The sequence below is a fragment of the Pseudomonas sp. C7.1 genome (genome assembly GCF_056312395.1).
Genome location: NZ_JBWDTL010000003.1, coordinates 1,302,995 through 1,314,766 on the forward strand (window position 1 = coordinate 1,302,995; position 11,772 = coordinate 1,314,766).

An 11,772-nucleotide genomic window follows, 5' to 3' on the forward strand; every position below is an offset into this window, starting at 1 on the left:
GCGCCAAGATGATGCATCGTTCGATGTTGCTGTAAAAATAAAAACCGCCGCCAGGTCCCGAAAACAAAGACTTGATTAAAACTGGGCGCGTTAATTGCTTTAATCAATGGTTAACTGTCTTTTCTGTCTCTGCATAAATTCCAGGGACTGTCAATATCCTCGCTATAGCCGTCCTGGCCTTTTGTAATTACTTGTCGCATTGAAGAAATATCGACTTTCGAGCTGTCGCTAGAATGCCGCTCACCCGGCTGGGGCCGTCCTGCTTGTGCACAGCGCGCAGCTTGGTGGCGACTCACTACAATTCATGCAAGGCTGGATGCATACCTGAACAATCTCTGCCGCAGCGCTGTACCCTCTCAGGCCATTCCCATTCGAAGGAGTCACAAAATGAAGAAGATTGCACTTCTCGGCGCACTGGCGCTATCCATGCTGTCGCCGCTGGCTATGGCTGAAGAGGCCAAGCCTCTGCGTATCGGTATCGAAGCAGCTTACCCACCGTTCGCCTTCAAAACTCCTGAAGGTGCCATCAGCGGTTTTGACTACGACATCGGTGTCGCTCTGTGCGAAGAGATGAAAGTGGAATGCAAATGGATCGAGCAGGAGTTCGACGGCCTGATCCCGGCCCTGAAGGTGCGCAAGTTCGACGCTGTGCTGTCGTCCATGAGCATTACCGAAGACCGCTTGAAATCGGTCGACTTCTCCAAGAAGTACTACCACACCCCCGGCAAGCTGGCGATGAAGGCCGGCACCGTGATCAACGATCCGCTGGTCGACCTCAAGGGCAAGAAAGTCGGTGTGCAGCGCTCGTCTATCTACGATCGTCATGCCACCGATGAGTTCGAGCCAGCTGGCGTTGAAGTCGTGCGTTACAGCTCGCAGAACGAAGCTTTCCTCGATCTGGCTTCCGGCCGTGTAGACGCTACCCTGGCCGACGTGGTCAATATCGACGAAGGCTTCCTCAAGACTGACGCCGGTAAAGACTTCGCCCTGGTAGGCCCGGACTTTACCCAAGAGAAGTACTACGGCTATGGCGCCGGTATCGCCGTGCGTAAAGGCGACAAGGAACTGGCGGACAAGATCAGCAACGCCATTGATGCCATCCGCGCCAACGGCAAGTACAAGGAACTGCAGGACAAGTACTTCGACTTCAACGTCTACGGCGACTGATTGAGTTCGCTCAGTCGCTTTCACTGAAAGTGGCGCAGGCTGGCTATAACTGAGCTTGCGCCACTTTTTCGTAGTACTCCCAGGCGCCGCCCGGCGTTTGCATGAGGTAAGCAGAGCATGCTCAACGGCTACGGCTCGACCATTCTGGAGGGTGCCTGGCTCACCCTGATTCTGGCGCTAACGTCGATGGCAGTGGCCATCGTGTTGGGTTTGCTAGGTGCCGCGTTTCGCTTGTCACCCATCAAGTGGCTGGCGCTGCTGGGTGAAACCTACGCCACGGTGATCCGCGGGATTCCTGATCTGGTGCTGATCCTGCTGATCTTCTACGGCGGTCAGGACCTGGTAAACCGTATGGCGCCGCTGCTCGGCTACGACGACTACATCGATATCAACCCCTTTATTGCCGGGGTGTTCACCATGGGCTTTATCTTTGGTGCTTACCTGTCGGAGACCTTTCGCGGCGCCTTCATGGCCATCCCCAAGGGGCAGGCTGAGGCGGGTGCGGCGTATGGTATGAGTGGCATGCAGGTGTTTTTCCGCATCCTGGTGCCGCAGATGATTCGCTTCGCCATTCCTGGGTTTACCAACAATTGGCTGGTACTGACCAAGGCCACCGCGCTGATTTCCGTGGTTGGCCTGCAGGACATGATGTTCAAGGCGAAAAGTGCCGCCGATGCCACCCGCGAGCCATTCACCTTCTACCTGGCCGTTGCGGCCCTGTATCTGGTGCTGACCAGCGTGTCGCTGCTGGCTTTGCGTTACCTGGAAAAACGTTACTCGGTCGGCATTAAAGCCGCTGATCTGTAGGCGGGGGAGCGCAACAATGATCTTTGACTACAACGTAATCCTGGAAAACCTGCCGCTGTACTTTGGCGGTGTACTGGTCACCCTGAAAATTCTGCTGATCTCCCTGGCATGTGGTCTGGCCCTGGCCATTCCCCTGGGCTTGATGCGCGTCTCCAAGTCGGCTCTGGTCAACTTCCCGGCTTGGCTCTACACCTACGTGATTCGCGGCACGCCGATGCTGGTGCAGCTGTTCCTCATTTATTACGGCCTGGCCCAGTTCGAGGCGGTGCGTGAGAGTTTCCTCTGGCCGTATTTCTCCAGCGCTACCTTCTGTGCCTGCCTGGCGTTTGCCATCAACACCAGCGCTTATAGCGCGGAAATCCTTGCCGGCAGCCTGAAGTCCACGCCCCATGGCGAGATCGAAGCTGCCAAGGCCATGGGCATGTCGCGCTTCAAACTGTACCGGCGCATCCTGCTGCCGTCGGCGTTGCGCCGCGCACTGCCGCAGTACAGCAACGAAGTGATCATGATGCTGCACACCACCTCGCTGGCTTCGATTGTGACGCTGATCGACATCACCGGCGCGGCGCGTACCGTCAGCTCGCAGTACTACCTGCCCTTCGAGGCGTTTATCACTGCCGGCCTGTTCTACCTGTGCTTGACCTTTATCCTCGTGCGCCTGTTCAAGCTGGCCGAACGCCGCTGGCTGGCTTACTTGGCCCCGCGTAAGGCCTGAGGAATAAAGCATGCAGCGTATTGATCACCCACTGCCCTGGGGCTGCCCCGGAACCGAACGCCGTTTGAGCGTGTTCCGTTTCGGCCATGGCCCGTGCAAGGCCTATATCCAGGCATCCTTGCATGCCGATGAGCTGCCAGGAATGCGCGTGGCGGTGGAACTCAAGCGCCGTTTGCGTCAGTTGGAGGCTCAAGGGCGTCTGACTGGGGTGATCGAACTGGTGCCGGTAGCCAACCCGGTTGGCCTGGGGCAGATGTTCCAGGCGGCTCATCAAGGCCGCTTCGAGCTGGGTAGCGGGAAGAACTTCAACCGCGACTTCTTTGATCTGGCCGCCGCTATTGCACCGGCGCTGGAAGATTGCCTGGGCAGTGACGGCCCGAACAATGTGCGGCTGATTCGCGCGGCCATGCAGGCCGCGCTGGAAGCCTTGCCGCCAGCCGGCTCGGAGCTGCAAGGTATGCAGCGCCTGCTGCTCAAGCATGCATGCGATGCCGATGTGGTGCTTGATCTGCATTGTGATTTTGATGCGGCGGTGCACCTTTACCTGCTGCCGCAACAGTGGCCGCAGTTGCGTTCGCTGGCCGCACGTTTGCAGGCAGGTGCAGCGCTGACCGTCGAGGATTCCGGTGGCAGCTCCTTCGATGAAGCCTGCGCCTTGCCCTGGGTGCATCTGGCCCGGCAATTTCCGCAGGCCGCTGTGCCGCTGGCTTGTCTGGCGGTAACAGTCGAGTTGGGCGGCATGGCCGATACCGGCAAACCCGAGGCCGAGGCCAGTGCCGAACGCATTCTGGCATTCCTCGCCGAGCAGGGCCTGATTGCCGGTGACTGGCCACCAGCGCCCGCTACAAGCTGCGACGCCACGCCGTTTAGCGGCGCTCAGTACGCCTATGCCCCGCATGCTGGGGTGGTGAGTTTTCTGCAACCGGTGGGCGCGCGGGTGTTGGCCGGCGACCCATTGTTTGAAGTGATCGATCCTCTGGATGATCGCCACACAACTGTCTGTGCCGCTACAGATGGTGTGCTCTATGCGCGCGAGCGGTTGCGTTTTGCTCAGCCCGGTTTATGGCTGGCAAAAGTGGCCGGTTGTACCCCTATTCGCCAGGGTCGCTTGCTCAGCGACTGATTCAAGAGAGTGGAAACCATGTACAAACTTGAAGTTCAGGATCTGCACAAGCGCTACGGCAGCCATGAAGTATTGAAGGGCGTGTCACTGGCGGCGAAGGCCGGTGATGTGATCAGCATCATCGGCTCCAGCGGCTCGGGCAAGAGTACCTTTCTGCGTTGCATCAACATGCTCGAGCAGCCCCACGGCGGCAAGATCCTGCTCAACGGCGAGGAGCTGAAGCTGGTGGCCAATAAGGACGGCGCGCTCAAGGCCGCCGAGCCCAAACAGTTGCAGCGCATGCGCTCGCGCCTGGCCATGGTGTTTCAGCACTTTAACCTGTGGTCGCATATGAGCGCCCTGGAAAACGTCATGGAAGCGCCCGTGCATGTGCTCGGCATGAGTAAGAAGGACGCCCTGGAAAAGGCCGAGCACTACCTGAACAAGGTCGGCGTGGCCCATCGCAAGGACGCTTACCCTGCGCATATGTCTGGCGGTGAACAGCAGCGTGTGGCGATTGCCCGTGCCCTGGCCATGGAGCCGGAAGTGATGCTGTTTGACGAACCCACCTCGGCGCTGGACCCGGAGCTGGTCGGCGAAGTGCTGAAAGTCATGCAGGACCTGGCCCAGGAAGGCCGCACCATGGTCGTGGTCACCCACGAAATGGGCTTTGCCCGTGAGGTGTCCAACCAGCTGGTGTTCCTCCACAAAGGTGTGGTGGAAGAGCGCGGTTGCCCGAGAGAAGTGTTGGCTAATCCGCAATCCGAACGTTTGCAGCAGTTCCTCTCTGGCAGTCTCAAATAACCCGCGGCAACATCTGCACGCACCCGCGCTATGCCCACAATCGCCAACAGAGCCTAAACTGCCCCCCATGAATGCCCACCGAATTGGCTTCCTGCTTTGGCCCACCACCAAGCCCCTGACCCTGGCCTTGGCAGAAGAAGCGCTGCGCGTTGCTCAGCGCGTTCACCCGGAGGTGGTCTACGAGCTGGTGTTTTTGCAAGCCGAGGCACCGATTGAAGGCGCATGGCGGCTGCCGGGCGAATCCTGGGTTGGCAAGCTGGACGGCTGCCAGAAGCTCTTCCTGCTTGCCGACGAGCCACCAGGGCCGATGCCTGCCGCGCTCTCCGGCGCGCTCAAGCAACTGGTACGTGGCGGCTGCGTGATCGGCGCGATTGCCGCAGGGGTTTATCCGTTGGCGCAACTTGGCCTGCTTGATGGCTACCGCGCTTCGGTGCATTGGCGCTGGCAGGATGACTTTACTGAGCGCTTCCCCAAGGTGATTGCCACCAGCCATTTGTTCGACTGGGACCGTGATCGACTGAGCGCCTGTGGCGGTATGGCGGTGCTCGATCTGCTGCTGGCCTTGCTCGCCCGTGACCACGGCGCCGAGCTGGCCGGTGCGGTGTCAGAAGAATTGGTAGTCGAGCGCATCCGCGAAGGCGGCGAGCGTCAGCGCATTCCGTTGCAGAACCGTCTGGGCTCCAGCCACCCCAAGCTGACCCAGGCCGTGCTGCTGATGGAAGCCAATATCGAAGAGCCACTGACCACCGACGAAATTGCCCAGCATGTGTGCGTGTCACGCCGTCAGCTGGAACGCATCTTCAAGCAATACCTCAACCGCGTGCCCAGCCAGTACTACCTGGAACTGCGCCTGAACAAAGCCCGCCAGCTGCTGATGCAAACCAGCAAGTCGATTATCCAAATCGGCCTGTCCTGCGGTTTTTCCTCCGGTCCACACTTCTCCAGCGCCTACCGCAACTTCTTCGGCGCCACCCCGCGCGAAGACCGCAACCAACGGCGCAGCAACAGCCCGTTTGAGTTGACCTCGACGCCCATCGAACGCGGCTGAAACTAATCTCGCGCATATAAAAAATACTTAGCTTTTATCGACTTGCCGTGGAAACAGCGGGTTACCACAACGGGTGCAGAAGGCGGCGCCGTGTTCGTGGGTGCTTTTGGCGCAGCTTGGGCAGTCGTGAATCAATTGATCACCGCCACGCATAGCGTTGGCCAGTTCGGCGGTGAAAATGCCGGTGGGCACGGCGATGATCGAGTAACCGGCGATCATCACCAGGGTCGAGAGTGCCTGGCCCAGTGGGGTTTTCGGGACGATATCGCCGAAGCCGACGGTGGTGAGAGTAACCACCGCCCAGTAGATACCTTTGGGGATGCTGGTAAAGCCGTGCGCTGGGCCTTCGATCACGTACATCAGTGTGCCGAATACGGTAACCATGGTGGCGATACAAGCAAAGAACACGATGATTTTCTGCTTGCTGCCGCGCAGCGCGGTCAGCAGAAAGTTGGCCTGGCGCAGATAGGGGCTGAGCTTGAGCACGCGGAACACCCGCAGCATGCGGATCACCCGGATGATCAGCAGGTACTGCGCATCGGCGAAGAACAGGGCGAGGATGCCCGGCAAGATCGCCAGCAAGTCGATCAGGCCAAAGAAGCTGAAAGCGTAGCGCAGCGGTTTTGGCGAGCAGTACAAGCGCACCACATATTCAACGGCGAACAGCGCGGTAAAGCCCCATTCAATACCGGCCAGCAGCGGTGCGTACTGGCTATGAATGCTGTCGATGCTGTCGAGCATCACCACCACCAGACTGGCCATGATGGCCAGTAGCAGGTAACGGTCGAAACGTTGCCCGGCTGGGGTGTCGGTGTGGAAGATGATGCTGTACAGGTTTTGCCGCGTGTCCATGGTGGTCTGACTGCTCCGTATGCGGTGCTCGCTGATCGTGCGAACAGGCAGGCAGCCTAGGGAGTTTTGTCCTGACGATGCAAGCCTTTACCTTTATTGGGCGGTAGCGGTGTGCAGTCGGCTGCAGCTTTGCGCAGCAAACGCTGGGTGGCGCTGATCAGCCAGCAGGTGAGGATAAACGGCATGGCTATCGCCAACAGCACCAGCAAGCCGAAGCCGGGATGGGCTTGCAGAAAGATCTGGCTAAAGCCGTTGAGCAGCGCGCGAGAGCCTTGCAAGACAGGTAATGGCGACATGCAGACGATCTGCCAGGCGGACGGAAAAAACGGTGGGTTACGCGGCGCTCCTTCGTTGTAGCCGACTTGGGTAACGCAGTTCTGCGCCGCTAACCCACCCTACGTAAAGCTTGCAGCGTTCATCAGTGGAGGATTTCGATACGCAGGCTGTTGGTGCTGCCCGGTTGGCCGAACGGCTCGCCTGCGGTAATCACCAGGGTGTCGCCGGCCTTGGCCATGCCTTGCGCCTGGGCAATTTCCAGGGCAGTGCGGGTGACTTCTTCAACCTTGTGCAGGCGTTCGTTGACCACCGAGTACACGCCCCAGGCCACGCTCAGCCGGCGCGCGGTATCCAGGCTCGGGGTCAGGCTCAAGATCGGCGCTTTCGGCCGCTCGCGCGAGGCGCGCAGGCTGGAGTTGCCCGACTCGGTGTAGTTGACCAGCACGGCCACCGGCAGGATGCTGCTGATGCGGCGGATCGCGCAACTGATCGCATCCGATGCGGTGGCCTCGGCCTCGGGGCGGCTGACGTCGAGCTGGGCCTGGAAGTCCGGGCCGCTTTCCACCTGGCGAATGATTTTGCTCATCATCTGTACGGCCTCCAGCGGGTAGTCGCCGGAGGCGGTTTCGGCAGACAGCATCACGGCATCGGCGCCTTCCGCCACGGCGTTGGCCACGTCGGTAACTTCGGCGCGGGTCGGTGCCGGGGAGAAACGCATGGATTCGAGCATCTGGGTGGCCACCACCACCGGCTTACCGAACTGGCGGCAGGTGCGGATAATATCCTTCTGGATGCGCGGCACGTTTTCCGCCGGCACTTCCACGCCCAGGTCGCCACGGGCAACCATAATCGCGTCGCACAGCTTGGTGATTGCTTCCAGGTGAGTCACGGCAGAGGGTTTCTCGATCTTGGCCATGAGAAATGCGCGATCACCGATCAGCTGGCGGGCTTCGATAATGTCCTCGGGGCGCTGCACGAACGACAGTGCGACCCAGTCCACGCCCAGCTCCAGGCCGAAGCTCAGGTCGCGGCGGTCCTTCTCGGTCAGCGGGGAGAGCTGCAGCACCGCTTCCGGCACGTTGACGCCCTTGCGATCAGACAGCTCGCCACCGGCGATCACTTCTGTAATCACCGCATCGCTGTGCTTGGCGGTGACCTGCAGGCGCAGACGGCCATCGTCCAGCAGCAGGCTCATGCCCGGTTGCAGCGCCTCGATGATTTCCGGGTGCGGCAGGTTGACCCGGTTAACGTCGCCTGGGGTGCTGTCTAGATCCAGGCGCAGGCTCTGGCCGCGCTCCAGCATGACCTTGCCGTCGGCAAATTTACCCACGCGCAACTTCGGCCCTTGCAGGTCCATGAGGATGCCGATTGGGGTGTTCAGCTGCTGCTCGACTTCACGCACCCAGTTGTAACGCTGAGCATGGTCGGCGTGTTCGCCGTGGCTGAAGTTGAGGCGGAACAGATTGACCCCGGCCTCCACCAACTGACGGATTTCGTCGATGGTTTTGATTGCTGGGCCAAGGGTGGCGAGGATTTTTACTTTCTTGTTGGCATTCATTGGGCAGAACCTTCGAGGATCAGAATGGCGCGAAAATCGTTGACGTTGGTACGCGTCGGCCCAGTGACGATCAGCTGATCGAGGGCGGCGAAGTAGCCGTAGCCGTTATTGTTATCCAGCTCATCGCTGCTGCTTAGCCCCAGCGCGGCGGCGCGGGCGTAGCTGTCCGGTGTCATCAGGGCCCCGGCGTTGTCTTCCGAACCGTCGATGCCGTCGGTGTCACCGGCCAGGGCGTACACCCCTGGCAAGCCCTTGAGGCTGTCGGTGAGGCTCAGCAGAAACTCGGCGTTGCGCCCGCCACGGCCATTGCCGTGCACGGTCACCGTGGTTTCGCCACCGGAGAGAATCACGCAGGGTGCTTTCAGTGGTTGGCCGTGCAGGACGACTTGCTTGGCGATACCGGCGTGAACCTTGGCCACCTCGCGGGATTCGCCTTCCAGGTCGCCGAGGATCAGCACGCCCAGCCCGGCTTCGCGCACCTTGGCCGCGGCAGCATCCAGCGATTGTTGCGGGCGGGCGATCAGCTGGAAATGACTGCGGGCCAGACACGGGTCGCCGGGTTTGACGGTTTCCGAGGCCGGGTTCTGCAGCCAGGCGCGTACGTTGGCCGGGATCTCTATTTGATAGCGGGCGAGAATGGCCAGGGCTTCGGCCGAGGTGGTCGGGTCGGCCACGGTGGGGCCGGAGGCAATCACCGTGGCTTCATCGCCCGGTACATCGGAAATCGCGTAGGTGTAGACGCTGGCCGGCCAGCTGGCCTTGGCCAGGCGCCCGCCCTTGATCGCCGAGAGGTGCTTGCGCACGCAGTTCATCTCGCCGATGGTCGCGCCGGATTTAAGCAGCGCCTTGTTCACTGCCTGCTTGTCGGAGAGCGAGATGCCCTCAGCCGGCAGGGCCAGCAGGGACGAGCCGCCGCCGGACAGCAGAAAGATCACCTTATCCGCTTCGCTTAGGTTGCTGACCAACTCCAGCACGCGGCGCGCCACGCGCTCACCGGCGTCATCCGGCACCGGGTGGGCAGCTTCTACCACTTCGATCTTTTTACAGTTGGCCCCGTGCCCGTAACGGGTGACCACTAGACCGGAGACCTCGCCTTGCCACTCCCGCTCGATCACTTCGGCCATGGCCGCGGCGGCTTTGCCGGCGCCGATGACGATAACGCGCCCGCTGCGGTCGTTCGGCAGGTAGTCGGCCAGCACTTGGCGCGGGTGGGCGGCGTCGATGGCGCTGGCGAACAGCTCGCGCAGCAGAGACGTTGGATTGAAAGACGGATCGATGGACATGGCGATCTCTCTGGTTGTTCAACTGTGATTCTAGTGCGCAGCGGCCTCGTTCAAGGCCGCTGCGCACTAGAATCGACCCACCCGGCCGGCAGGCCGTGACACCGCCTGCCGGGCAGATCGAAAGGGTTGTGTAGGATGTGTTGAGCTTGCGATACCCATCAGGGGTCGATATCTCACGCGATGGGTATCGCTACGCTCCACCCATCCTACGGTGCTGCTTACTCACCACGGATGTTGAAGTTGGCCATATGTTCCAGGCCTTTGATCAACGCCGAGTGGTCCCAGTTGCTGCCACCGATGGCCGCACAGGTGCTGAACACTTGCTGGGCGTTGGCGGTGTTGGGCAGGTTAAGGCCCAGCTCCTTGGCGCCAGCGAGGGCCAGGTTAAGGTCCTTCTGGTGCAGGCTGATGCGGAAGCCTGGGTCGAAGGTGCCCTTGATCATGCGCTCACCGTGCACTTCAAGAATCTTCGAGCCGGCGAAACCGCCCATCAGCGCTTCACGCACCTTGGCAGGATCGGCACCGTTCTTGGCGGCGAACAGCAGGGCCTCGGCTACTGCCTGAATGTTCAGGGCAACGATTATCTGGTTGGCGACCTTGGCGGTCTGACCGTCACCGTTGCCGCCGACGCGGGTGATGTTCTTGCCCATGGCCTGCAGCAGCGGCAGTGCGCGTTCGAAGGCATTCGGGCAACCGCCGATCATGATCGACAGGGTGGCAGCCTTGGCACCGACTTCACCACCGGAGACCGGCGCGTCCAGGTAGGCAGCGCCAGTGGCCTTGATCTTCTCTGCGAACACCTTGGTGGCGGTAGGGGAGATCGAGCTCATATCGATCACCACCTTGCCGGCGCCCACGCCTTCGGCAACGCCGTCCTTGCGGAACAGTACGTCTTCAACCTGTGGGGTGTCCGGCACCATGATGATGATGAATTCGGCTTCCTGCGCCACTTCGCGCGGGTTGGCCAGGCCGATGCCGTTGTCGCCCAGCAGGTCGGCCGGGGCCTTGTCGAAGTGCTCGGAGAAAAACAGGGTGTGCCCAGCTTTTTGCAGGTTCTGCGCCATGGGCTTGCCCATGATGCCGGTGCCGATAAATCCGATTTTAGCCATGAGAGTGCTCTCCTAAAGAGTTGCGTAGGATGGCGTGGGCCTGCGATACCCATCACTGGTCCCGATGGGTATCGCTTCGCTCCACCCATCCTACGGGTGACCCTCTCGCATCTGCGTGAGAGGGGCGTTACAGGTCAGATTGCGTTATGTGCTTTCATCCAGCCGAGGCCGGCAGCGGTGGTGGTAGCAGGCTTGTATTCACAGCCGATCCAGCCCTGGTAACCGATGCGGTCCAGGTGCTCGAAGAGGAAGCGGTAGTTGATCTCGCCCGTGCCCGGCTCGTTGCGGCCCGGGTTGTCGGCCAACTGCACATGGTTGATCACGGCCAGGTTGGCCTCGACGGTGCGCGCCAGGTCACCTTCCATGATTTGCATGTGGTAGATGTCGTATTGCAGGAACAGGTTGGGGCTTGCGACCTTGTCGCGAATGGCCAGCGCCTGCTTCGTGGTGTTCAGGTAGAAGCCTGGAATGTCGCGGGTGTTGATCATTTCCATGACCAGCTTGATGCCCGCGGCTTGCAGCTTTTCGGCGGCAAACTTGAGGTTGTCGACGAAAGTCGCCTCAATGGTGGCGCAGTCATAACCCTGTGGACGGACACCGGCCAGGCAGTTGATCTGCTGGTTGCCCAGTACCTTGGCGTAGGCGATGGCCTGGTCCACCCCGGCGCGAAATTCTTCTACGCGGTCGGGGTGGCAGGCGATACCGCGCTCGCCCTTGGCCCAGTCGCCGGCTGGCAGGTTGAACAGCACCTGCTCAAGCGTGTTGTCATCCAGGCGCGCTTTGATTTCTTCGGCAGCGAAGTCATAGGGGAACAGGTATTCGACACCGCTGAAGCCTGCGGCTGCGGCGGCGTCGAAACGGTCCAGAAAGTCCACTTCGGTGAACAGCATGGACAGGTTGGCGGCAAAACGGGGCATATAAGCCTCCTCTGATCTAGCTCCCTCTCCCCTCGGGAGAGGGTTGGGGTGAGGGGAGCGGTAGTTGGGTCAAGGAAAGACCGTGTGCAGCACACAGCCCTCACCCCCGGTCCCTCTCCCAGAGGGAGAGGGAG

General features: G+C 60.7%; 11 protein-coding genes and 1 pseudogene. 6 read left to right on the top strand and 6 right to left on the bottom strand.

Going from position 1 to position 11,772, the window contains the following annotated elements:
- Positions 1-387: 387 nt before the first annotated feature.
- From AC0T4W_RS09425 to argR, 6 genes are all read left to right on the top strand, one after another.
- The gene (locus AC0T4W_RS09425) at positions 388-1,167 is read left to right on the top strand and encodes an ABC transporter substrate-binding protein (protein ID WP_476318753.1); all 780 of its coding nucleotides are present in this window, start codon (positions 388-390) and stop codon (positions 1,165-1,167) included.
- 117 nt (positions 1,168-1,284) lie between these two features.
- Positions 1,285-1,974: an ABC transporter permease gene (locus AC0T4W_RS09430; RefSeq protein ID WP_476318754.1), complete on the top strand. Its 690-nt coding sequence runs from the start codon at positions 1,285-1,287 to the stop codon at positions 1,972-1,974.
- Between the two features lie 16 nt (positions 1,975-1,990).
- Positions 1,991-2,689 carry an ABC transporter permease gene (locus tag AC0T4W_RS09435; RefSeq protein WP_476318755.1) on the top strand — a complete coding sequence of 233 codons (699 nt, stop codon included), beginning with the start codon at positions 1,991-1,993 and terminating at the stop codon, positions 2,687-2,689.
- A gap of 10 nt (positions 2,690-2,699) precedes the next feature.
- The gene (locus AC0T4W_RS09440; protein ID WP_476318756.1) at positions 2,700-3,812 is read left to right on the top strand and encodes a succinylglutamate desuccinylase/aspartoacylase family protein; all 1,113 of its coding nucleotides are present in this window, start codon (positions 2,700-2,702) and stop codon (positions 3,810-3,812) included.
- Positions 3,813-3,830: 18 nt separating this feature from the next.
- Positions 3,831-4,595, top strand: a complete 765-nt coding sequence (locus tag AC0T4W_RS09445; RefSeq protein ID WP_476318757.1) for an ABC transporter ATP-binding protein — start codon at positions 3,831-3,833, stop codon at positions 4,593-4,595.
- A gap of 67 nt (positions 4,596-4,662) precedes the next feature.
- On the top strand, positions 4,663-5,643 hold the full coding sequence (gene argR, locus AC0T4W_RS09450) for a transcriptional regulator ArgR (protein WP_476318758.1): 981 nt from the start codon (positions 4,663-4,665) through the stop codon (positions 5,641-5,643).
- Between the two features lie 27 nt (positions 5,644-5,670).
- On the opposite strand, the gene AC0T4W_RS09455 is transcribed toward argR, so the two are convergent.
- The 6 genes and pseudogenes from AC0T4W_RS09455 to hyi form a co-directional block, all read right to left on the bottom strand.
- Positions 5,671-6,495: an ion transporter gene (locus tag AC0T4W_RS09455; protein WP_476318759.1), complete on the bottom strand. Its 825-nt coding sequence runs from the start codon at positions 6,493-6,495 to the stop codon at positions 5,671-5,673.
- A gap of 187 nt (positions 6,496-6,682) precedes the next feature.
- A pseudogene (locus AC0T4W_RS09460) lies at positions 6,683-6,791 on the bottom strand (urea transporter); the annotation flags it as partial.
- A gap of 122 nt (positions 6,792-6,913) precedes the next feature.
- Positions 6,914-8,329, bottom strand: coding sequence for a pyruvate kinase (gene pyk / locus AC0T4W_RS09465; RefSeq protein ID WP_476318760.1), 1,416 nt, complete (start codon positions 8,327-8,329; stop codon positions 6,914-6,916).
- Positions 8,326-9,612 (bottom strand): glycerate kinase type-2 family protein, encoded by a 1,287-nt coding sequence (locus AC0T4W_RS09470; RefSeq protein WP_476318761.1) that lies wholly within the window; start codon positions 9,610-9,612, stop codon positions 8,326-8,328. The genes pyk and AC0T4W_RS09470 overlap by 4 nt, the downstream gene beginning before the upstream one ends.
- A 218-nt stretch (positions 9,613-9,830) precedes the next feature.
- Complete coding sequence (locus tag AC0T4W_RS09475; protein WP_476318762.1) at positions 9,831-10,721, bottom strand: 2-hydroxy-3-oxopropionate reductase; 891 nt, start codon at positions 10,719-10,721, stop codon at positions 9,831-9,833.
- Between the two features lie 134 nt (positions 10,722-10,855).
- Complete coding sequence (hyi, locus tag AC0T4W_RS09480; RefSeq protein ID WP_476318763.1) at positions 10,856-11,638, bottom strand: hydroxypyruvate isomerase; 783 nt, start codon at positions 11,636-11,638, stop codon at positions 10,856-10,858.
- Between the last annotated feature and the right edge of the window lie 134 nt (positions 11,639-11,772).

Excerpts from the sequence above, each read along its gene's own strand:
- AC0T4W_RS09435 (WP_476318755.1), top strand. The coding sequence starts at position 1,991 with ATGATCTTTGACTACAACGTAATCCTGGAAAACCTGCCGCTGTACTTT.
- AC0T4W_RS09440 (WP_476318756.1), top strand. The coding sequence starts at position 2,700 with ATGCAGCGTATTGATCACCCACTGCCCTGGGGCTGCCCCGGAACCGAA.
- AC0T4W_RS09425 (WP_476318753.1), top strand. The coding sequence starts at position 388 with ATGAAGAAGATTGCACTTCTCGGCGCACTGGCGCTATCCATGCTGTCG.
- AC0T4W_RS09455 (WP_476318759.1), bottom strand. The coding sequence starts at position 6,495 with ATGGACACGCGGCAAAACCTGTACAGCATCATCTTCCACACCGACACC.
- AC0T4W_RS09470 (WP_476318761.1), bottom strand. The coding sequence starts at position 9,612 with ATGTCCATCGATCCGTCTTTCAATCCAACGTCTCTGCTGCGCGAGCTG.
- AC0T4W_RS09475 (WP_476318762.1), bottom strand. The coding sequence starts at position 10,721 with ATGGCTAAAATCGGATTTATCGGCACCGGCATCATGGGCAAGCCCATG.
- pyk (WP_476318760.1), bottom strand. The coding sequence starts at position 8,329 with ATGAATGCCAACAAGAAAGTAAAAATCCTCGCCACCCTTGGCCCAGCA.
- AC0T4W_RS09430 (WP_476318754.1), top strand. The coding sequence starts at position 1,285 with ATGCTCAACGGCTACGGCTCGACCATTCTGGAGGGTGCCTGGCTCACC.
- argR (WP_476318758.1), top strand. The coding sequence starts at position 4,663 with ATGAATGCCCACCGAATTGGCTTCCTGCTTTGGCCCACCACCAAGCCC.
- AC0T4W_RS09445 (WP_476318757.1), top strand. The coding sequence starts at position 3,831 with ATGTACAAACTTGAAGTTCAGGATCTGCACAAGCGCTACGGCAGCCAT.
- hyi (WP_476318763.1), bottom strand. The coding sequence starts at position 11,638 with ATGCCCCGTTTTGCCGCCAACCTGTCCATGCTGTTCACCGAAGTGGAC.